Consider the following 20,269-nt stretch of genomic DNA (forward strand, 5'->3'; position numbering starts at 1 on the left):
CGGGGAAGCACCCGCTTTTCTATCGCCGAAAGACCGCACCCATGACCGAACAGCACCGCAGCCGCTCGACCGAAGCCTTCTTCGGACGTCGCAAGGGCAAGCCCTTGCGCGCGCTGCAGGCAACACACCTCGAAACCGTGCTGCCGCTTCTTCGGCTCGATCTGACGGCGCCAGCGCCGTCGAACCTCAAGTCGCTGTTCAGCCATCCTGTCGGCACGGTCAGGCTCGAGATCGGGTTCGGCGGCGGTGAACATCTGATCCATCGGGCCGTCGAAAGCCCGTCCACCGGTTTCATCGGCGTCGAGCCCTTCGTCAATTCCATGGCAAAGCTGGTCGGCCATATCGAGGAGCGGGGCGCTCAGAACATCCGCCTTCACGACGACGACGCGACGCAGGTGCTGGATTGGCTGCCCGAGGATTCGATCGACCACATCGATCTGCTCTATCCGGATCCCTGGCCGAAGCGGAAGCACTGGAAGCGCCGCTTCGTCTCAAAGGTCAATCTCGATCGCTTTGCCCGCGTGCTGAAACCCGGCGGCGTGTTCTGCTTCGCCTCGGATATCGATACCTATGTCAACTGGACGCTGTTGCACTGCCGCGACCATGCGGCGTTCGACTGGACGGCGGAGAATGCCGCCGACTGGCTGACGCCCTATCCCGGTTGGCCGAGCACGCGCTACGAGGCCAAGGCGCGTCGGGAAGGGCGCAAGTCCGCCTATCTCACGTTCCGGCGGGTTTGAGGCGCCGAAACCGAAACTACTCGCGGCTCAGTGAAGGCTGACCGTCTTCAGGTCGTCTTCGGCCGCTTTGAAGAAGGTGCTGGAACGGTTGTCGGTCAAAAGGATCGGCGTGCCGTCGGCACCGAACAGGGCCCACAGGTCAAGACCCGGGTCCATGTCGGGGGCTTCCGGGAAGACGCGCGACACTTCATCCGACCGCATCTTGCGGATATAGCCGACTTCGCCGGCGCCGAGATGCGCCAGATCGTTCTTCGACAGGGCTGTGCTGACGTGTTTCAATCCCATGAGACGTACTCCGTGGCTTTGCGGCGCCTTCTGCCCCGACAGGGCATGTTGGGCCTCGCAACTCATTGATTTTCTGCACGAAGTTCGCGGCAGTCTTGGGTTGCCGGAGGCCTCGAAGCAGCCGGCAAAGCATGCCGGTATCCTACTCTGGGACTAAAATATTAATTTTCTTTACCATGCGCACCGGTTCCGGCCGGATCAGGTCGACGGACAGCAGGCCGTTCGTCAATTCCGCCTTGGAAACCAGCATGCCGTCGGCAAGCACGAACATCCGCTGGAACTGGCGCGCCGCGATGCCGCGGTGCAGGTAGTCGCGCTCGCCGCTTTCGGACTGGCGGCCGCGGATGATCAGCTGGTTTTCCTCGGTCGTCACGTCGAGATCGTCCTCGGAGAAGCCGGCGACCGCCAGCGTGATCCGCAGACGCTCCTGCTCGCCGGACGATTCGTCTCCGCGGATGCGCTCGATATTGTAGGGAGGGTAACCGTCATTGCCCTTGGCGATCCGCTCAAGGGTCTTTTCCATGGCATCAAACCCGAGCAGCAGCGGGCTCGTAAAAGGCGTAATCCGGGCCATACAGTAGTCCTTGGCTCTCAAGCGACCGTTTGCGGACCCGCGAGGCGGCATCCACGAAGCTCAATATGGTAGCTGTGCGCAGCAAGCGCAAGACGCTTGCGCGAGGCAAGCAGGCAAATCATAGTCCGCTCGCTGATTTGAAGGAGACGAGCATGACCGCGCCGCGAAAGATCATCATCGATACCGATCCGGGGCAGGACGATGCCGCCGCGATCATGCTGGCGCTCGGCAGCCCGGACGAACTGGACGTGCTCGGCATAACGGCCGTGGCCGGCAATGTTCCCGTCGCGCTCACGTCCCGCAACGTCCGGGTCGTCTGCGAACTCTGCGGCCGTCGCGATGTGAAGGTGTTCGCCGGCGCCGACAGGCCGCTTGTCCGCCAGCTCGTCACCGCCGAACACGTACACGGCAAGACCGGACTCGACGGACCCGTGGTCGACGAACCGACCATGCCGCTGCAGCCGCAGCATGCGGTGGATTTCATCATCGAGACGCTGCTTGCCGAGGAGCCTGGCACCGTCACGCTCTGCACCCTGGGGGCGCTCACCAACATCGCCCTGGCGCTGAACAAGGCTCCCGAAATCGCGCCGCGTGTGCGCGAACTGGTGATGATGGGCGGCGGCTTCTTCGAGGGCGGCAACATCACGCCCGCAGCCGAATTCAACATCTACGTCGATCCGGATGCCGCCGAGATCGTCTTCAAGTCCGGCATCCCGATCGTCATGATGCCGCTCGATGTCACTCACCGGGTGCTGACCACCAAGGCCCGCGTCGAAAGGATCAGGGCGATCGGCTCGCCGGCTGCGGTCGCCATGGCGGAAATGCTGGAATTCTTCGAACGCTTCGATGTCGAGAAATACGGCTCCGACGGCGGCCCGCTGCACGATCCGACCGTCATCGCCCATCTCCTGCGCCCGGACCTGTTCAAGGGGCGCGATTGCAATGTCGAGATCGAGACGAAATCGGACCTGACGGTGGGTATGACGGTGGTCGACTGGTGGCAGGTGACCGGCCGCAAGCACAATGCCAAGGTCATGCGCGAGATCGATGATCAAGGCTTCTTCGACCTTTTGACGGAGCGTTTGGCGCGGCTCTGAATCCCGGACGCCTATTTCTGCATACGCTGAAGGCGCCACGGGGGCGCCATCCTTGCGTTTGCTCGGCTCTCGGTCGCGGGCTCAGCCTATTGCTGGGTTGTCGTGCCGGTTGCCGGTGTGCCCGTCGCTGGGGTGCCCGTCGCCGGTGTGTCGGTTGCCGGCTTTTCCGTCGAAGGGGTTTCGACAGCCGGCACGTTCACATTCACATCGGTCTGGCTACCGCCGATATCGATAATGCCGGTAAATATCAGCAATGCGCCGATGACGACAAGCGCCAGAATGACCGCCACGGCCCATCCGGCATTTCCGCCACCGCCTGTGTTGATAACGGTTGGTTCACGATCTGCCATCTCGGCTCCTCCGGGTTGCTAGTGCAGCTTGAACGCAGAAGTGGCGCGGAAGTTCCCCCATAGGTTGGCGGTGGTCTCCCTTGCAGCAAATTGCCGGCGATGGACCACTGCCGGCAATGACATGCCCGCGGACCAGACAGAAACGGCGCCACCCGGGCGCCGTTTGCATTGGTGATCGTTGCAGGCAAGCCCTGCGGCTCAGAACTCTTCCCAGTTATCCTGGGAAAGCGCCGTGTTGCCGGACACCTGTGGCACGGCCTTTGGCGCTGCGGCGACATAGCGTGTCGGCGCCGGCTTGGCGGGCGCGCCGTAGCTCGTCTTGGCAGGCGTCCGCATCCTGTCGGCGGTGTTGCGCAGCATGTCGGCAGACGACTGGCCCTGGCGCGCGACGTGGAAGCGGGCGACGAGCGTGCTGAGCGCGCGGGCCTCTTCGTTCAGCGCCATGCTGGCGGCGGTGGTTTCCTCCACCATCGCGGCGTTCTGCTGCGTCACCTGGTCCATCTGGTTGACAGCCGTGTTGATCTCCTTGAGGCCGACGGCCTGTTCGGAGGCCGAGCCGGAGATCTGGCGGATCAGGCCGTTGATCTGCACCACCTGGTCGGCGATCTTCTGGAGAGCGCCGCCGGCACGGCCGACAAGGTCGACGCCTTCGCGCACCTGGCCGGCCGAGGTGTTGATCAGCGTCTTGATCTCCTTGGCGGCGTTGGCCGAGCGCTGGGCGAGCTCGCGCACTTCCTGGGCGACGACCGCGAAGCCCTTGCCGGCGTCGCCGGCGCGGGCGGCTTCGACGCCGGCATTGAGCGCAAGCAGGTTGGTCTGGAAGGCGATTTCGTCGATGACGCCGATAATGCGGCTGACTTCGCCGGACGACTGCTCGATGCCCTTCATCGCGGCGATCGCCTTCTGCACGACTTCACCCGACTGCTCGGCGTCGTTGCTGGCGGTCTCGACCGATTTCGCCGCGACCTTGGCGTTGTCGGCGCTGGCATTGACCTGCGAGGTCAGCTGATCGAGCGCGGCTGCCGTTTCCTCCAGGCTCGCGGCCTGCTGTTCGGTGCGATGCGAGAGGTCGTTGGCGGCGTTGCTGATTTCGCTGGTGCCGGTGCCGATGTTGACGACGGAGGTGTTGACCGTCTGGATCGTCTCTTCGAGGCTTTCCATGGCGGAGTTGAAGTCACTCTTCAGCTGGGCGTATTCACCGGGGAAATCCTCGGTGATCCGGTAGGCAAGATCGCCGGAGGAAAGCTGCGAGAGGCCCTTTGCCAGCTTGGCAACGATGTCGCGCTGGGTGGCGTTCGCCTCAGCGCGTTCGGCCTCGGACTGGCTGCGGTGCTGTTCCGATTGCAGGCGCTCGTGCTGTGCTTCCGCTTCCAGCCGCTTGCTGTCGGCCAGCTGGTGGCGGAAGCCTTCCAGTGCCTTGGCAACGGAACCGGTCTCGTCGGCGCGATCCTGGCCGGATACCGGCGCGGTATAGACGCCCTTGCTCAGGTTTTCGACGTCGCTGACCAGGCCGGCAAGCGGCTTCTGGACGAAGCGGCGAACGGCGAGATAGAGGCCGAGCAGCACGGCGCCGAGCACGATCAAACCGCCCACGATCATCATGTAGGTCTGGTCGACGACGGGGGCATTGATCGCCGTCTGCGGCACGTCGACCAGGACGACCCAGGTCGTGTTCACGTCGGGCAGCGCGAAAGGATAGACGACGCGGTCGAAGGTCTCATGGCCGTCATAGCTCAGGTCGTGAATCATGCCGGGCTGGGAGGCGGAAAGCGCGTTCTTCACCACATCGGCACCGATGCCGTCATAGTCCTTCATCAGCAGGTCCGGGATCGGGGCGACAAGCCACTTGCCGCTCTGCGACAGCAACGTCACGCGGCCCGAACCGAAGGGGTGGATGTCCTTCACCTTGTTGGCAAGCGACGTCAGCGACACATCGACGCCGGAGACGCCGAGCAGCTTGCCGTTCGAGATCACCGGGTAGGCGATCGAGGACATCGAGTTGTTGTCACCCGTCGTCGTCTCCGTGTAGGGCGACGTCATAGCGCCCTTCAGGCTCTTGGCCGCCAGCGCGTACCATTCGGCCAGGTAGTCGGAATCGAAGGTCGAGAAGTCGATGCCGGTCTTGCCCTTCGTCCAGTAGGGATTGAGCATTCCATCCTTGGCGGCGCCAAAATCCTTCTTGCCGGCGTAATCCTTGGCCTTGCCGTCGAAGGCGTTCGGTTCCTCGGCAAACCAGCTGCCGAACGCGAAGGCATTCTTCTCGACATTGGCCTTCAGCATGTCGACGACGCCCTTGCGGTCGAGATAACCGCCTTCATGGCCGCGGCCGATCACGCCTGCCGTCGAGCGGGCGGCGCCCGCAAGCTCGGCAATGTTGCTGGCGATTTCGGATGCGATCGCCTTCGCCTCGGTGCGGGCCTGATCCAGCACCAGCGTTTCGACACGATCCTGGGTCTGGGAAATCAGCACGTAGTTGGAAGCAAGAAGAACGAGCGCAATGATGCAGCCCGTCACCGCGATCAGTTTGGTCGCCAGCGATTTGGCTTGGAACTTGAACATGAATGTCCCCGCATGGTGAAGTCCGCGGGTTCGAGCCGCGGCGTGACGCGATCTATTTTGGGAGATGCCCCGTCATGGAGCGCCAGATGCCGACCGACATCGGAAGGCCGCCCCTGATCCTCGGGAGACGCGCCTTGATAGTCGCTTGAATAGCGCGATATTTATTAAAATTGGCACAACGCAATCGGGCTGGATCGCGCGTTTCTTGGATAAATCAAGCGCTTATGCCTCAGCGACGACGTTCAGTGTCCTGATTGCGCAGACGTTCGACCGGGGCCGATGCAATCAGGCTCTTGCATCGACCTCGGCGGCTTCCGGGATGGCCGGCTGCGCACCGGCTTTCAGACAGGCGAGCGAGCCGGCGACGGCGGCACGCCGAAGCGCCTTGTCGAAATCAAGACCCGCATCGAGGCTGGCTGCGAGATAACCGCAGAAGGTGTCGCCGGCGCCGACGGTGTCGACCGGTTCGATCTTAAGTCCCTTGGCGCGATGCACATTGCCATTGCGCACGGCGACAACACCCTCGGCGCCGAGCGTCACGATTACGGTTTGCCCCGTTTCGCGCGAAAGGCTTTGCATCGCCTCGATGCGCGCTTCGGACGACAATCCTTCACGGCCGGCCAGCAGCTCGAATTCCGTCTCGTTGGCGATGACGATATCGGCCATGCGTCCGAGCCGCGCGGCATCCTTCGTCAGCGGAGCGATGTTGATGATCGAGGTGACGCCCTTTTCCTTCGCCATGACCAGAGCCCGTTCCACCGATTCCGCCGGAATCTCCAGTTGCAGCATCAGCGTGTCGCCGGCTGCCATCCTCTCAAGCGTCGCCGTTGCATCGTCGGTGCTGACGGTGCCGTTGGCGCTTGCCACCACCACGATGACGTTCTCGCCATCACCGCCGACGAGGATGTGGGCCGTGCCGGTCGGTTCGCTCACCGTCTTCGTCAGGGAAAGGTCGGTTCCTGCCTGTTTCAGCAGCGCCAGCGCGCCGTCGGCAAAACTGTCCGAGCCGACGGCCCCCGCCATGCGCACGGTGGCTCCGGCGCGTCGCGCCGCCAAGGCCTGATTGGCCCCCTTGCCGCCGGCGGCCGTCGAGAAGCCCGTGCCGGTAACGGTCTCGCCGGGCTTCGGCAGCCGCGCCGTGGTGGCGATCAGGTCCATGTTGATGGAACCGAAAACTGTAATCATCTGATGCGTCTCCCCCGCCGGCGATTTTGCCGGACAGTGCCCGAGACGATCAGTCCTCGTCAACCACCCGCAGCTTCAATTGCCCCATGCGATTGTCGAAGGATTTCGGTTCCGGTTTGGCGTCGGGCGGTGAGCCGGCGGTTTCCAGCTCCAGCGCCTCGATACTTGCGCCGCGCCGCTTGAGCTTCTCCGACGAGGTCAGGATGTCATCGACATCCTTCTGCGTGGTGAGGAAGTGTCCATGCAGCTTGCGCACCCGGTCATCGAGCCGGGTCAGATCCTCCATCAGCCGGATCACCTCGCCCTGGATCAGATGCGCCTGTTCGCGCATCCGAGCATCGCGCAGGATTGCCTGGATGACCTGGATCGACAGCATCAGCAGCGATGGCGAAACGATGATGATCCGCGCCCGGTGCGCCTTCTGGACGATCGCTTCGAAATTCTCGTGGATTTCGGCAAAGATCGATTCGGAGGGCACGAACAGGAACGCGGTGTCCTGTGTTTCGCCGGGGATCAGGTATTTTCCCGAAATATCCCGGATATGCACCTCCATGTCGCGGCGGAACTGTTGCGCCGCCTGCCGGGAAGCTTCCGGATCAGCAGCGTTGCGGATGGCATTCCAGCCCTCCAGCGGAAACTTGGCGTCGATCACCAGCGCCGGCTGGCCGTTCGGCATCCGGACCGTGCAGTCCGGCCGTGATCCGTTCGACAGCGTCGCCTGGAAGGCATAGGAGCCCATCGGCAGGCCGTCGGCGATGATCGTTTCCATGCGCGACTGGCCGAAGGCGCCGCGCGTCTGCTTGTTGGAAAGAATGCTCTGCAGCCCTGCCATGTCCTTGGCCAGCGACTGGATATTGGTCTGCGCCGTGTCGATCACCGCAAGGCGCTCCTGCAGCCGGCGCAGGTTCTCGTGCGTCGCCTTGGTCTGCTCGCTGATCGAGGCACCGAGCCGGTGCGTCATGCCGTCGATCCTCTGGCTGATCGACTGGTTGAGCTCGGATTGGCGGGCGCCGAACACCTCGGCCATCGCCGCGATGCGGCCTTGCATCTCCGTCTGCGCGGCGATGAGCGCGGTCATCCGTTCTTCCGCCTCCAGCGCAGCCTGCCGGGCACGCTGCCGCCGCAGCACCGTCGGAATACCGGCGATAAGCAGCACTGCAATGGTAACGAACAGGCACATGCCGAGTGTTACGGGATGGTCGCCGAGGATGAAAACAGGCTGGTCGAGGGTGAGTGTCACAGGTTCCATGGCCGCAACCTAAGCGGATTCGCCGCGAGTGACCAGATCAAAACGGGAACATTGGTGAATCAATCGACACAACCTGCCGAAATTCCCGGCAAAAATCGTGAAACGAGAATTCCATCGATGCGAAAGATCGGCTATGGGAGCCACATGACCATCAAGCCGCTCATCATTCTCCCCGATCCCGTGCTGCGCCAGCTTTCCAAGCCGGTAGAAACAGTCGATGCCGACGTCCGCCGTCTTGCCGACGACATGCTGGACACCATGTATGACGCGCCCGGCATTGGCCTGGCGGCGATCCAGGTCGGCATTGCCAAGCGCATCCTCGTCATCGATCTTGCGAAGGAGGGCGAGGAAAAGCAGCCGCTGGTCTTCATCAACCCGCAAATCCTGAAGTCTTCCGACGAGCGCTCGGTCTATGAGGAAGGCTGCCTGTCGATCCCGGATTACTATGCCGAGGTCGAGCGCCCGGCTGCAATCACCGTCGAATATGTCGATCGCGACGGCAAGCAGCAGACGGTGGATGCGGATGGCCTGCTGGCAACCTGCCTGCAGCACGAGATCGACCACCTGAACGGCGTGCTGTTCATCGATCATATCTCCAAGCTCAAGCGCGAAATGGTGATCCGCAAATTCACCAAGGCCGCCAAGGTTCGCGGCGCCAAGGCGATCTGACGCCTGCATTGAAAAAAATGACCTTCGGGCCTATGATATCACTGATATCATAGTGGAGGTTGCACATGGGCGATCTGCTGATCCGAAATATTTCCGATGCTTTGAAGCGCGACATCGCCGCCGCGGCCGATCGCGCGGGGCGCAGTCTTTCCGACGAAGCCAAGGACCTCTTGCGAAAGGGCCTGATTGCCGAGAAGGGTATCAAACCGGTGAAAGAACAATCCGCTTACGATGTTCTGCGCGCGGCTTTTGGTGCAGACGAGGGATTGGGCGACGAATTCGCCGCCATTCTGGATGAAGTGGAAGCTGAGCGGAAGAAGGATTTTGGCCGGCCGCCGGTGGAATTTGAATGATTGTCCTCGATACGAACATCATTTCGGAGCTCATAAAATCGTCCCCGGATCGAAATGCCGTCCTGTGGTTTCGGCGTGAGGCTCGGTCCAACTTGTATTTGAATTCCGTTGTCGTCATGGAGCAATCGTTCGGCGCAGAGCGGTTTTATCTGCGCACAGGTTCGGACCGATATATTCGGTCACTGGAAAATCTGTTGGCCACCCAGTTTCGAGGGCGCGTCCTGGAGTTTGTAGAAGGAGCCCCGGTCCTTTCAGGCCGTATCCGTGCCAAGCGTGAAAGCGTGGGGCGCCCGATTTCCGTTCAGGACGCCATGATCGCCGCGATCTGTCTTTTTCACGATGCGACGCTTGCGACCCGCAACACAAAAGACTTCGAGGGGCTTGATTTGAAGCTCGTAAACCCGTTTGAAGAGGCCTGATCAGAACGGGAGTCCGCGCGCCGTGCCGCTTCGCATCATCTTCATGGGAACGCCCGAATTTTCGGTTCCGACATTGGCGGCGTTGGCCGAGGCCGGTCACAAGATCGTTGCCGTCTATACCCAGCCGCCCCGCCCCGGTGGCCGGCGGGGACTCGACCTGCAGAAATCGCCGGTGCACCAGGCGGCGGAACTGCTCGGCATCGACGTGTTGACGCCCGTCAATTTCAAAGATGTCGCCGACCGCCAGACCTTTCGCGATTTTGATGCGGATGTCGCGGTCGTCGTCGCCTATGGCCTGCTTTTGCCGGAAGACATCCTCAACGGGACCCGGCTTGGCTGCTACAACGGCCATGCCTCGCTCTTGCCGCGCTGGCGGGGGGCGGCGCCGATCCAGCGGGCGATCATGGCAGGCGACCATGAGACCGGCATGATGGTGATGAAGATGGACAAGGGGCTAGACACCGGGCCGGTGGCGCTGACCAAGGTGGTGGCGATCGGCAACGAGATGACGGCCGGCGAACTGCACGACAAGCTGATGCTGGTTGGAGCGGACCTGATGAAGGAGGCCATGGACAAGCTCGACGGCGGCGACCTGCCGCTTACGCCGCAGGCGGAGCACGGCGTCATCTATGCGGCCAAGATCAGCAAGGCGGAAACCCGGATCAATTTCTCCAGGACGGCGGCCGAGGTTCACAATCATATTCGCGGCCTCTCGCCTTTCCCCGGCGCCTGGTTCGAAGTCGAAATCGGCGGCAAGATGGAGCGGGTCAAGGTTCTCTCCTCCGTTGTCGAAAAGGTGGGTGGCGAGACAGGCACCGCCCTGTTCGACGACCTGACGATTGCCTGCGACAATGGTTCGGTGCGGCTGACCCGCCTGCAGAGGGCAGGCGGCAAGGTGCTCGATGCCGACGATTTCCGCCGCGGCACGCCCATTCCGGCCGGCACAAGGCTGTTGTGATGCCGCGTTTCCGCATGACGATCGAATATGACGGCTCGGCCTATGTCGGCTGGCAGCGGCAGGAGAACGGCCCCTCGGTGCAGGGCGCCGTGGAGAAGGCGATCCTCAGCCTCACCGGCGAGACCGTTTCGATCCGTGGCGCGGGGCGCACCGATTCCGGCGTGCATGCCAGGGGGCAGGTGGCGCATGCCGATCTCACCCGGTCCTGGAAGCCTGCAACCTTGCGCAATGCGCTGAACGCCCATCTGGGCCAGGCTTGCGAACAGGTGGCGGTCATTGACGCCGCGGAAGTGACGCCCGCGTTCGACGCGCGGTTTTCTGCGTTGAGGAGGCATTATCTTTACCGCATCATCTCGCGTCCGGCGCCGCTGGCGCTGGAGGCGAAGCGGGCGTGGTGGGTGCCGAAGACGCTCGATCATGCGGCGATGCATGCCGCCGCGCAGATGCTGGTCGGGCATCATGACTTCACCACCTTCCGCTCGACCCATTGCCAGGCCAACAGTCCGATGCGCACGATCGACCGGCTCGACGTGACGCGGGACGGCGACCTTGTCGAAATCCGTGCCACGGCGCAGAGCTTCCTGCACAACCAGATACGCTCCTTCGCCGGCACGTTGAAGCTGGTGGGCGAGGGCAAGTGGACGCCGGACGACGTGCGCGCGGCACTGGAGGCGAGGGACCGCAAGGCCTGCGGGCCGGTGGCGCCGCCGGACGGGCTCTATTTCATGCAGGTCGATTACTGAGCGCCAGCGGGTCAGGCCGGCATCAGGCCGAGCATTCGCGGAAGGCCTTGGCCGAGCATCAGCCACGGCAGTATCAGCAGGGCGGACAAAGCGGAGGCGAGCAGCGTCTGGCCCTTGGCGATGGTTTTCACCAGCCGGAAAATCGCGGCGAAATTCGCCAGGAGCAGGATCAGCGACAGCACGCTCGTTAGGCCCTCGCTGTTCGGGACGATCAGGCTGATCGCCAGCGGAACGGCCATCGCATAGACCGTGGGCACGGCCAGCCAGTTGCTGGTGATGATGATCGGCGCCAGCAGTTCGCCGTAACCGAGCGGCTTTGCGAGCGCAGCGACGAGCACCAGCGGCGCGATCCACATGGCCATGTCGACGAAGAGCAGCTTAAGGATGAAGATCAGCCCCGTCTCGGCGCCGTGCGGCATGTTCGCCAGATAATAGAGGCGCCACGCGGCCCAGCCAACGGCCATTGCCGGCAGGCACCAGAGGAAGGCGGCAAAGGAGCGCCAGACACCGAGGGCGGTGATGTCGAGCCAGTCGAACCCGGTCCTGTCACCGAGGATCAGCAGCCACACCCCCTTGATGTAATTGCCGATCTCCTCAATCTGCGGCATGGCCAAACCAGCGGCTGATGAAGGTTTCGTAGATCTGCGTCAGCGTTTCGAGGTCGGCAACGGCAACACGTTCGTCGACCATGTGCATGGTCTGGCCGACCAGGCCGAATTCGACGACCGGGCAGTAGTCCTTGATGAAGCGCGCATCCGACGTGCCGCCGGTGGTCGACAGCGTCGGCTCGCGGCCGGTGACGGCTTGGACGGCGCCTGACAGGGAAGCGATCAATGCGTTGTTGCGGGTGAGGAATACGTGGCTCGGGCGCTCGCTCCAGACGATATCGTATCTGACCGGTGGCCGGCCGGGACGAAGCACGCTCTCGGCGCTGGCGCGGTCAAGGCGGGCGATGATCTCGGCCTTCAGGCGATCGACGCTCCAGGTGTCGTTGAAGCGGATGTTGAAGCGCGCCGACGCCTTGGCCGGAATGACGTTGACCGCCTTGTTGGCGACGTCGATCGTCGTCACCTCGAGATTAGACGGCTGGAAATCGTCGGTGCCGGCATCGAAAGGCGGATCCATCAGCGCCTGCGTCAAGGCAAGGATGCCGCGCACCGGGCTGTCGGCGAGATGCGGATAGGCGGCGTGGCCCTGGACGCCGTGCACGGTGATGGTGCCGGACAGCGAACCGCGCCGGCCGATCTTGATCATGTCGCCGAGACGGTCGGGATTGGTCGGTTCGCCGACGAGGCAGGCATCCCAGCGCTCGCCCCTTGCTGCCGCCCATTCGAGCAGCTTGACGGTGCCGTTGATGGCCGGGCCTTCCTCGTCGCCGGTGATCAGGAAGGAGATCGATCCCTGCGGATTGCCATTCTTCTCGATGTGGCGGGCGACGGCGGCGGCGAAACAGGCAATGCCGCCCTTCATGTCGACGGCGCCGCGGCCGTACATCTCGCCATCCGAAATATCGGCGGAGAACGGGCCATGCGTCCAGGCCGCCTCGTCGCCGACCGGCACGACGTCGGTATGGCCGGCAAACATCAGGTGCGGTCCGTCTGCGCCGAGGCGGGCATAGAGGTTTTCGATGTCCGGCGTGCCGTCCTCGGTCGCCGTCACCCGGTCGACGGCAAAGCCGAGCGGCTTCAGCATGGCTTCGAGCGCGCTCAAGGCGCCGCCTTCTGAAGGGGTTACGGAGGGGCAGCGGATCAGGGTGGCGAGGTTGGCGACGGGATCGGTAACGGTCATCAAGAAAGGCCTGTTGTCTTATAGGGCTTGGTGTAGCCGATCCCCACCGGACTGTCACGGGGTCACTCTCTGCTTTGGGAGGGTCGGCTCGCGGTGCAGGATTCAGATGATTTTCGCGTCAAGCAATGGTTCACCCGCCGCTTTGCGGCGACCCCCCTCGAGCGGGAGGTGGGTCTCCCTCTTCTCCCCGGCGGGGAGAAGTGCCGAGCGTATGCGAGGCGATGAGGGGGCGGCTGGCTCGGCGTTTGTGGCTCCCCTCATCCGGCGCTTTGCGCCACCTTCTCGCCTTGTGGGTCCGCGGGGGGGAGAAGAGGGAGCGTGTCGCGCGTCTGCTTTCCATCGCATCTCGTTCAAACACCTTTATCCCCGCCCGGAAAAGTCCGCCGTGGGTTTGCTTCATGTTTACTTGGCCGGGGCGCTGGAAAGTGCCGATGACTAAGTAATTTATATGACGCCTTCCAGCGCCCCGTTCAGTGTTGGTCGACGGGCAACTCCGGTTTCTCTGCGAGCGACGCCCTTCCGGGGATGGTATTCGCGGGGTCCGTGCTGTTCTTGGGGCTCTCCGCGCCACGAAGGACGTTGCCGTCCTTGCCGATCGTCCCTTGTGTGCCCCACAGGCACGCCCCGTCCTGTTTCAGACGAGAGGGAAACCATTTTCTGCCAGTCCACCGGGCAAAGGCTTACGTCCTTCCTTCACCCGGCACCGGTCCCGCCTCGCCGCGACGCCTCGCGGGGTAGCCGATGACGGAACGGCATGATGATGGCACAGGTTTCAAGCGCGGGGATCAGCGGGGAAACTGCGGGGAGGCGGACGGATCCCCTCACCAACAAAATCTAACCCTCCGCCTTTGGCTAGGATGTTGATTTTGTGTCCTTTCCCATAGGGGGAGCGGTGGGGTCTGGCGTCACGCCGCGCCGTTCGAGCGCGGTCTTGCGGATGATTTCGGCGATCTCGGGGCTGCTTTTGGATAGCATCTGGAAATCCACCGAGTACAGCGACAGCAGCGAGACCTCCGTTATGGCGCTGACGGTCGCCGAGCGGGGCTCGCCGCTGATCAGCGCCATCTCGCCGAAGAAGCTGCCGGAACCGAGCTCCACCGGATTCGGCGTCGCGACGCTGACGCGGCCCTCGACGATGAAGAACATCCGGTCGCCGGTGTCGCCCTTGCGGCAGATGACGGTGCCGGCCGGTACGACGCGCGGCCTCAGCGCGCGCACGACTTCGACCAGCGCGGCTGTGCCGAGTTTCTGGAACAGCGGCACGGCCGCAACCAGCTGCCAGTTGCGCACGAAGTCCTGCCGGCGAACCTCTTCGTAGAAACCGGTGGCGAGGAGGCCGGCCCACAGCGCAAAGATGCCGATCCCGCACATCATTACCAACCCGGCAAGAACGCGGCCGGCAAAGCTTTGCGGAATTACATCGCCATAGCCGGTAGTCGACAGCGTCACCACCGCCCACCACATCGCCTGGGGGATGCTGCCGAACCTGTCCGGCTGGACGTCGCGCTCGAGGATATAGGCAATGAGTGCCGCGCCGAACAGAAGGATGCCGAAGACCGAGGTGACGCCGATCAGGTTGCGCGCCTCGTTGGTCAGAACCCTCCCCATCAGGCGAAAGAATGTCGAATCGCGTAGCGGCTTTAGCAGCCAGACGGCGCAGTAGAGGCTCTGGTCGCGCGTGTCGTCGAGCAGGAACGCGGCGAGAGGAACCAAGACGGCGAGCGCATCGACGGCGATTGCAGGCATCCTGTCGCGGACGTTGCGCGTTCGCTGCATGATCACCGTCCCGATCAGTTGCAGGACGTAGATCGCCCAGATGCTGGCGAGCAGGAGCTCCAAGGCGAAACTGGTTCGTCCGGTCAGGTCCGGTGTGGTGAGCGCAGCCACGGCCACCAGCCCGGCCGCGACGAGCAGTCCGTCAAGCGGTGCTGAAATTTTCGAGAAAGACAGTGCCGACATTCATACACACCGAGGGGCCGACCACGCTGTCGAAAATAATAGAATGCCTTCAGGCCAAGTGCAAAGGGCAGGGAAGAGGCTCCGCTGCCGCGTGCCACCGTACGCCGCGGTGCCTGCAAAATACCCCCCTCTGCCCTGCCGGGCATCTCCCCCTCAAGGGTCCATCGGGGGGGAGATTGGGGTGTCGTTGGCACTGTCGTGTTCTATGGTCGCGTACTAAACGCGCAGGGCGGTGCTGGCGCCGGCGATCGCTTAAGGTCCGGTCTTGCACTGCCGCAGTGTGGCCACGACGACCCTTGACCTACCTACATCCCTTGATTGAGACGGACCGTGAGCGCTGTCGATTGCTGGTGGTTGACCGTCATTGGCTGCCGTCCGGCAAATTGGGCGAGCGGGATCGTCGCAATGATGAGGACGAGAATGGCGACGTAGAGCAGTCCCAGGTGAATTCGACGCGCTTTCAAACAGAAATCTCCAGTGTCCACCGCCAGCCTGCCGGTCAATCCTGACAGGAGGCTGAACGGCGGCGATCACAGCGTCGTCGTTCTGCGCCAGATCGCGCATTCAGGTTCCTGTCAGAAAGCCGGCCCAGATGTCCGGCCAAGAAGGTTGCGGGCGCGAGGCGGCAGGCACCTGCGCCCGGAAAAGGGATGCGGGTGCCGAGCCGTGCCCGTCAAAGCCGTTTGACGGCGCGGGCCAAGAGGGAATAAGGATGCCGGTACAGCTGATCGGAACGAGGACCAGCGGCTTGCGCGTTCTGCTCGTCGAGGACAACATCATTCTGGGGGAAGCCGTTCGCGATCATGTCGCGGCAGCCGATCACGCCGTCGACTGGATGAAGACGCTCGAGGATGCGCGCGTCTCGCTGCGCACCGTTACCTATGGGCTGATTCTTCTCGATCTCAGGCTGCCGGATGGCAGTGGCATTGCCCTGTTGAGGGAGCTGCGGGCGGCGGGTACGGCAACGCCGGTCATCATTCTCACGGCGCATGACCAGATTTCCGACCGGATCGAAGGCTTGAACAGCGGCGCCGACGATTACCTCGTCAAACCCTTCGATCTCGGCGAACTCTCAGCCCGCATGCTCGCGGTCATCCGCCGTTATGGCGGCAATATTTCGCCGGTGATCCAGGTTGGCGAGGTGAAGATCAGCCCGGTCGACCGGCGCGTCTTTGCCGGCGGCGAGGAAATCGGTCTTTCCGGCCGCGAATGGGCAGTGCTCGACACGCTGCTTGCCCGGCCGGGCGCGATCATCTCGAAGGCGCAGATCGAGGAGGCGCTCTATGCCTTCGGCTCCGAGATCGAAAGCAACACCGTCGAGGTCTATGTCAGCCGGCTGCGCAAGAAACTCGGCCGGGACCATGTCGTGACCGTGCGCGGCGTCGGCTACAGGATCGGGGCGCCGGCGTGACGCAGCACAGGGCCAACCGCAGGAGCATGACGCGGCGGCTGATCCTCTGGCTGACGGGCGCGACAACGGCCTTCTGGTTGATTGCCGCCGGCCTCGGACTGTCCGTCATGCAGGAGGAATTCGGGGAGATTTTCGACGGCTCGCTCCAGGAAACGGCCGAACGGCTCGTGCCGCTGGTCCTCGACGACCTGCGACGGCGCGAAGAGAGCGCCTCGCCGCGGCATATTGAATCCGAGAGCGATGAACCCGGAGAGGAATATCTTGTCTATCAGGTGCGCGGCGCCGACGGACAGATCCTCATTCGCTCGCATGATGCACCGGCCGCGCCCTTCGATGTGCCGTTGAAGCCGGGTTTCTCGACCAGCGAGACTTACCGGTTCTATACCGCCAAGGCCCCCGACGGGACGATCTTCGTGCAGGTGGCGGATGCGATGGCAAATCGCGACGAGGCGGTCACCGAAGGTGCCATGGCGCTTTTCCTGCCGGTGCTGGTGCTCATTCCCGTCAGCATCAGCCTGATCTGGCTGATCGTGCGCCGGGCGCTGGCGCCGGTCGATGACCTTCGCCGGGCGATCGAGGAGAAGGACGGCGGCAACATGGCGCCGGTGCCATCGCGCATGCTGCCGCGCGAGCTGCAGCCGATCGCCCGCTCCGTCAACCACCTGCTGACCCGCCTGCAGGCGGCCTTCGACGCCGAGCGCGAATTCACGGCAAACAGCGCCCATGAACTGCGCACGCCGATCGCCGGCGCCCTGGCGCAGACGCAGATGCTGATCGCCGAACTCGACGGGCCGAAAAGGCGCCGGGCCCAGCAGGTCGAGGCCTCGCTCACCAATCTCGGCCATACGGCGGAAAAGCTGCTGCAGCTGGCTCGCGCCGAGGCGGGAATCGGCGCGGGCAGCACCAATGTCGATCTGGCCCGTGTCCTCGAACTGGTGCTGACCGATTTCCAGCGCGGCGATCAGGCCCCGTCAAGGCTGCGGTTCGAGCGGCAGGAGGGGGCGAGGCTCGAGGGCTCCTACAGCGAGGACGCCTTTGCCATCGTGCTGCGCAACCTGATCGAGAACGCCCTGCTGCACGGCCGCGCCGAGGAGCCGGTGGATATCCGGCTCGAGACGGGCGGCGTGGTGCGGATCGTCAATGGGGCCGCGCCGCTCCCACCGGGGGAACTCGAAACCATCCGCAAGCGGTTCGGCCGCGGCAACACCGGCTCTCCCGGTTCCGGCCTCGGCCTGTCGATCGCCGAACGGCTGCTGCAGCAGATGAATGTCCGCTTCGACATCCTGTCACCGGCAACGGGCCGGAAGGACGGTTTCGAGGTGGTGATGCGGTTTGGTGAGCTGGCGGCGTGAGCCGCTTGACGATTTAGCCCAGAGATTCCCCTGAAAAGGCAAAAGAGCGCGCGCAATGCCGCGCCGCACGGGGTCTTGCAAGCAGAAGCTTGTATCCTGGCGGTGCTGCACCGACATAAGGGAGATCCGGAAACAATCGATCGGAAAGGCTTGCTTTGAACGATCCCATCGCTGCCATCGACGCTATCGCGCAAATCAATGCCGTGCCGACCATCCTCGATGTCATCTGCAAGACAACCGGCATGCGCTTTGCGGCGGTGGCGCGGGTGACGGCAGACCGGTGGATCGCCTGCAGCGTGCGCGACGAAATCGCGTTCGGGCTCGCGCCCGGCGGCGAACTGAAGATCGAGACGACGATCTGCAACGAGATCCGCGAACACCGGCAAGCCGTGATCATCGACAACGTCGCCGACGACCCGATGTATGCCGGTCACCATACGCCGGAGATCTACGGCCTGCAGAGCTATATCTCCATGCCGATTACGCTGGCGGACGGTTCCTTCTTCGGCACGCTTTGCGCCATCGATACGGTGCCGCGCAGGCTGAACACGCCGGAAATCATCGGCATGTTTGAGCTGTTTGCCAATCTGATCGCCTTTCACCTCGATACTCACGACCGCATCGATCAGGAGCGGCAGGCCAGTGAATTGCGCGAGCAGTTCATCGCGGTCCTCGGTCATGACCTGCGCAATCCGCTCGCTTCGCTCGATGCCGGCACGCGCATGCTGCAGCGTTCGGTCGAGGACGAGAAGGGCAAGGCGGTGCTCGGGCTGATGCAATCCAGCATTACGCGCATGTCGGGCCTCATCGACAATGTGCTCGATTTCGCCCGCGGGCGGCTCGGCGGCGGCATTCCCGTCGAGCAGGCGGACCGGGTTCCGCTGAAGCCGGTGATGGAGCAGGTGGTTGCGGAATTGCGAATGGCCAATCCCGGGCGGGCGATCGAGGCGGAATTTGCCGAGGCGCTGGTGCGTTGCGACGAGGGCCGGATCGGCCAGCTCCTGTCCAATCTCATCGCCAACGCCCTGACGCATGGCGACCCGGCGACGCCCATCAGGGCGCGCTCCACGATTGCGGACAATTGTTTCGTGCTTACGGTCGCAAATGCCGGCGAGCCCATTCCCGAAGCGGTGCTCAAGGATCTGTTCAAACCCTTCGTTCGCGCTTCCGCCAAGGCCAATCTCGAGGGGCTGGGTCTTGGGCTTTATATCGCTTCGGAAATCGCCAAAACGCACAATGCCAGGCTTTCGGTTTCCTCCACGCCGGAGGAAACCTGTTTCACCTTCCAGATGCCGCTGCGATAATAATCAGGCCGCCGGGTTCAGGGCCCGTATTCATTGGCTTCGGGCTTGCCGGGCCACAGACAGAGCGTGATGAAGACGACAGGGCTCAGCACCGGAATGAACAGGCAGATGGCGAGCGGGCCGGGATAGCCGATATCGTGCAGGCGCTTGATCGTCAGCATGACGATCGACGCGGTCGAGACAAGGCCGCTGACGACCAGGATCAGCGTCCAGAGCGCCAGCGCGATGTCGTTCCCCTCATTGGCGAACATGCGCGTCAGAACGAAGCCGCTGACCGCCACCCAGAACAGCCAGCCCAGGAAATAGGGCAGACGGGGCAGGCGGCCGGAGGGGCTGAAGAACAGCCATGGCATGGTCTGCTGCCCCTGCGCGGCCATCGATCAGTCCCGCAGCAGTTCGTTGATGCCGGTCTTGGAGCGGGTCTTCTCGTCGACGCGCTTGACGATAACGGCGCAGTAGAGGTTCGGCGCCGGCTGGCCGTTGGCCATGGTGGCATTGCCCGACGGCATCGAGCCGGCGACGACGACCGAATAGGGCGGCACTTCGCCATAGGTGACTTCGCCGGTGGCGCGGTCGACGATCTTGGTCGACTTGCCGATGAAGACGCCCATGCCGAGCACCGAGCCCTCGCGCACGATGCAGCCCTCGACGACTTCCGAGCGGGCGCCGATGAAGCAGTTGTCCTCGATGATGGTCGGGCCGGCCTGCATCGGCTCGAGCACGCCGCCGATACCGACGCCGCCGGAGAGGTGGACGTTTTTGCCGATCTGGGCACAGGAGCCGACCGTTGCCCAGGTATCGACCATCGTGCCTTCGCCGACATAGGCGCCGAGATTAACGAAGGACGGCATCAGGATCGCATTCGGCGCGATATAGGCCGAACGGCGGACGATGGCGTTGGGCACGGCGCGGAAGCCGGCCTTTTCAAATTCGTTGACGCTCCAGCCGTCGAACTTGGAGGGTACCTTGTCCCACCAGGCGGCTTCGCCAGGACCGCCCTTGATGATTTCCATCGGGCTCAGCCGGAAGGAGAGCAGCACGGCCTTCTTCAGCCACTGATTGACGGTCCAGTTGCCGTCCTCGCCGCGTTCGGCCACCCGCACCTTGCCGCCATCGAGCAGGTTGAGCGCGGCTTCGACGGCGTCACGGACTTCGCCCCGGGTCGAGGTGGTGATGCTGTCGCGATTGTCGAAAGCCGTATCGATGGTCTGGCGGAGGGAAGCGAGATCTTGGATGCTCATCGGAATTCCTTAAACTTCGGCGTCTATCGTGAA

22 protein-coding genes are annotated in these 20,269 nt (G+C 63.4%); 10 read left to right on the forward strand and 12 right to left on the reverse strand.

Annotated features, from left to right (window positions below):
- Positions 1–41: 41 nt before the first annotated feature.
- A complete protein-coding gene (trmB, locus tag A3AY_RS0101620) occupies positions 42–740 on the forward strand; it encodes a tRNA (guanine(46)-N(7))-methyltransferase TrmB (protein ID WP_018323927.1) in 699 nt (232 codons plus the stop codon).
- Between the two features lie 27 nt (positions 741–767).
- Here the strand turns inward: trmB and A3AY_RS0101625 are convergent, their stop codons facing one another.
- Positions 768–1,025 (reverse strand): BQ00720 family protein, encoded by a 258-nt coding sequence (locus A3AY_RS0101625; RefSeq protein WP_018323928.1) that lies wholly within the window; start codon positions 1,023–1,025, stop codon positions 768–770.
- Between the two features lie 142 nt (positions 1,026–1,167).
- Positions 1,168–1,599: an Hsp20 family protein gene (locus A3AY_RS0101630; protein WP_018323929.1), complete on the reverse strand. Its 432-nt coding sequence runs from the start codon at positions 1,597–1,599 to the stop codon at positions 1,168–1,170.
- 152 nt (positions 1,600–1,751) lie between these two features.
- Here A3AY_RS0101630 and A3AY_RS0101635 point away from each other — a divergent pair, with 152 nt between their 5' ends.
- Positions 1,752–2,696 (forward strand): nucleoside hydrolase, encoded by a 945-nt coding sequence (locus A3AY_RS0101635; protein ID WP_026203012.1) that lies wholly within the window; start codon positions 1,752–1,754, stop codon positions 2,694–2,696.
- 86 nt (positions 2,697–2,782) lie between these two features.
- Here A3AY_RS0101635 and A3AY_RS34345 read toward each other — a convergent pair whose 3' ends face one another.
- The 4 genes from A3AY_RS34345 to A3AY_RS0101655 form a co-directional block, all read right to left on the reverse strand.
- On the reverse strand, positions 2,783–3,046 hold the full coding sequence (locus A3AY_RS34345) for a hypothetical protein (protein ID WP_018323931.1): 264 nt from the start codon (positions 3,044–3,046) through the stop codon (positions 2,783–2,785).
- A gap of 198 nt (positions 3,047–3,244) precedes the next feature.
- Positions 3,245–5,605: a methyl-accepting chemotaxis protein gene (locus tag A3AY_RS0101645; protein ID WP_018323932.1), complete on the reverse strand. Its 2,361-nt coding sequence runs from the start codon at positions 5,603–5,605 to the stop codon at positions 3,245–3,247.
- A gap of 285 nt (positions 5,606–5,890) precedes the next feature.
- The gene (locus tag A3AY_RS0101650) at positions 5,891–6,790 is read right to left on the reverse strand and encodes a ribokinase (protein ID WP_018323933.1); all 900 of its coding nucleotides are present in this window, start codon (positions 6,788–6,790) and stop codon (positions 5,891–5,893) included.
- A gap of 49 nt (positions 6,791–6,839) precedes the next feature.
- Complete coding sequence (locus A3AY_RS0101655; protein ID WP_018323934.1) at positions 6,840–8,039, reverse strand: DNA recombination protein RmuC; 1,200 nt, start codon at positions 8,037–8,039, stop codon at positions 6,840–6,842.
- 144 nt (positions 8,040–8,183) lie between these two features.
- Between A3AY_RS0101655 and def the strand changes: the two genes are divergently transcribed.
- The 5 genes from def (at position 8,184) to truA (ending at position 11,181) form a co-directional block, all read left to right on the forward strand.
- The gene (def, locus tag A3AY_RS0101660) at positions 8,184–8,708 is read left to right on the forward strand and encodes a peptide deformylase (protein WP_040668046.1); all 525 of its coding nucleotides are present in this window, start codon (positions 8,184–8,186) and stop codon (positions 8,706–8,708) included.
- Between the two features lie 65 nt (positions 8,709–8,773).
- Positions 8,774–9,061 (forward strand): FitA-like ribbon-helix-helix domain-containing protein, encoded by a 288-nt coding sequence (locus A3AY_RS0101665; protein ID WP_018323936.1) that lies wholly within the window; start codon positions 8,774–8,776, stop codon positions 9,059–9,061.
- Positions 9,058–9,480 carry a type II toxin-antitoxin system VapC family toxin gene (locus tag A3AY_RS0101670; RefSeq protein ID WP_018323937.1) on the forward strand — a complete coding sequence of 141 codons (423 nt, stop codon included), beginning with the start codon at positions 9,058–9,060 and terminating at the stop codon, positions 9,478–9,480. The genes A3AY_RS0101665 and A3AY_RS0101670 overlap by 4 nt, the downstream gene beginning before the upstream one ends.
- 22 nt (positions 9,481–9,502) lie before the next feature.
- Complete coding sequence (gene fmt / locus A3AY_RS0101675; RefSeq protein WP_018323938.1) at positions 9,503–10,438, forward strand: methionyl-tRNA formyltransferase; 936 nt, start codon at positions 9,503–9,505, stop codon at positions 10,436–10,438.
- The gene (truA, locus tag A3AY_RS0101680; RefSeq protein ID WP_018323939.1) at positions 10,438–11,181 is read left to right on the forward strand and encodes a tRNA pseudouridine(38-40) synthase TruA; all 744 of its coding nucleotides are present in this window, start codon (positions 10,438–10,440) and stop codon (positions 11,179–11,181) included. The genes fmt and truA overlap by 1 nt, the downstream gene beginning before the upstream one ends.
- Before the next feature lie 11 nt (positions 11,182–11,192).
- Here the strand turns inward: truA and A3AY_RS0101685 are convergent, their stop codons facing one another.
- The 4 genes from A3AY_RS0101685 to A3AY_RS38850 form a co-directional block, all read right to left on the reverse strand.
- Positions 11,193–11,789: a hypothetical protein gene (locus tag A3AY_RS0101685; protein ID WP_018323940.1), complete on the reverse strand. Its 597-nt coding sequence runs from the start codon at positions 11,787–11,789 to the stop codon at positions 11,193–11,195.
- Positions 11,776–12,969, reverse strand: a complete 1,194-nt coding sequence (dapE, locus tag A3AY_RS0101690; protein WP_018323941.1) for a succinyl-diaminopimelate desuccinylase — start codon at positions 12,967–12,969, stop codon at positions 11,776–11,778. Before dapE ends, A3AY_RS0101685 begins: the two co-directional genes overlap by 14 nt.
- 852 nt (positions 12,970–13,821) lie before the next feature.
- Positions 13,822–14,928 carry a cyclic nucleotide-gated ion channel gene (locus A3AY_RS0101695; protein WP_018323942.1) on the reverse strand — a complete coding sequence of 369 codons (1,107 nt, stop codon included), beginning with the start codon at positions 14,926–14,928 and terminating at the stop codon, positions 13,822–13,824.
- Positions 14,929–15,233: 305 nt separating this feature from the next.
- The gene (locus tag A3AY_RS38850) at positions 15,234–15,392 is read right to left on the reverse strand and encodes a hypothetical protein (RefSeq protein ID WP_018323943.1); all 159 of its coding nucleotides are present in this window, start codon (positions 15,390–15,392) and stop codon (positions 15,234–15,236) included.
- A 284-nt stretch (positions 15,393–15,676) separates the two neighbouring features.
- Here A3AY_RS38850 and A3AY_RS0101705 point away from each other — a divergent pair, with 284 nt between their 5' ends.
- From A3AY_RS0101705 to A3AY_RS0101715, 3 genes are all read left to right on the forward strand, one after another.
- A complete protein-coding gene (locus A3AY_RS0101705; RefSeq protein WP_026203014.1) occupies positions 15,677–16,339 on the forward strand; it encodes a response regulator transcription factor in 663 nt (220 codons plus the stop codon).
- A 26-nt stretch (positions 16,340–16,365) separates the two neighbouring features.
- The gene (locus A3AY_RS0101710) at positions 16,366–17,691 is read left to right on the forward strand and encodes a sensor histidine kinase (RefSeq protein WP_018323945.1); all 1,326 of its coding nucleotides are present in this window, start codon (positions 16,366–16,368) and stop codon (positions 17,689–17,691) included.
- A gap of 155 nt (positions 17,692–17,846) precedes the next feature.
- Positions 17,847–18,995, forward strand: a complete 1,149-nt coding sequence (locus A3AY_RS0101715) for a GAF domain-containing sensor histidine kinase (RefSeq protein ID WP_018323946.1) — start codon at positions 17,847–17,849, stop codon at positions 18,993–18,995.
- A gap of 17 nt (positions 18,996–19,012) precedes the next feature.
- Here the strand turns inward: A3AY_RS0101715 and A3AY_RS0101720 are convergent, their stop codons facing one another.
- A complete protein-coding gene (locus A3AY_RS0101720) occupies positions 19,013–19,372 on the reverse strand; it encodes a DUF805 domain-containing protein (protein ID WP_018323947.1) in 360 nt (119 codons plus the stop codon).
- 3 nt (positions 19,373–19,375) lie between these two features.
- Entirely contained in the window at positions 19,376–20,236 is an 861-nt protein-coding gene (gene dapD / locus A3AY_RS0101725; RefSeq protein WP_018323948.1) for a 2,3,4,5-tetrahydropyridine-2,6-dicarboxylate N-succinyltransferase, read from the reverse strand.
- Positions 20,237–20,269 lie beyond the last annotated feature (33 nt).

The organism is Rhizobium giardinii bv. giardinii H152 (genome assembly GCF_000379605.1).
GTDB lineage: Bacteria > Pseudomonadota > Alphaproteobacteria > Rhizobiales > Rhizobiaceae > Pararhizobium > Pararhizobium giardinii.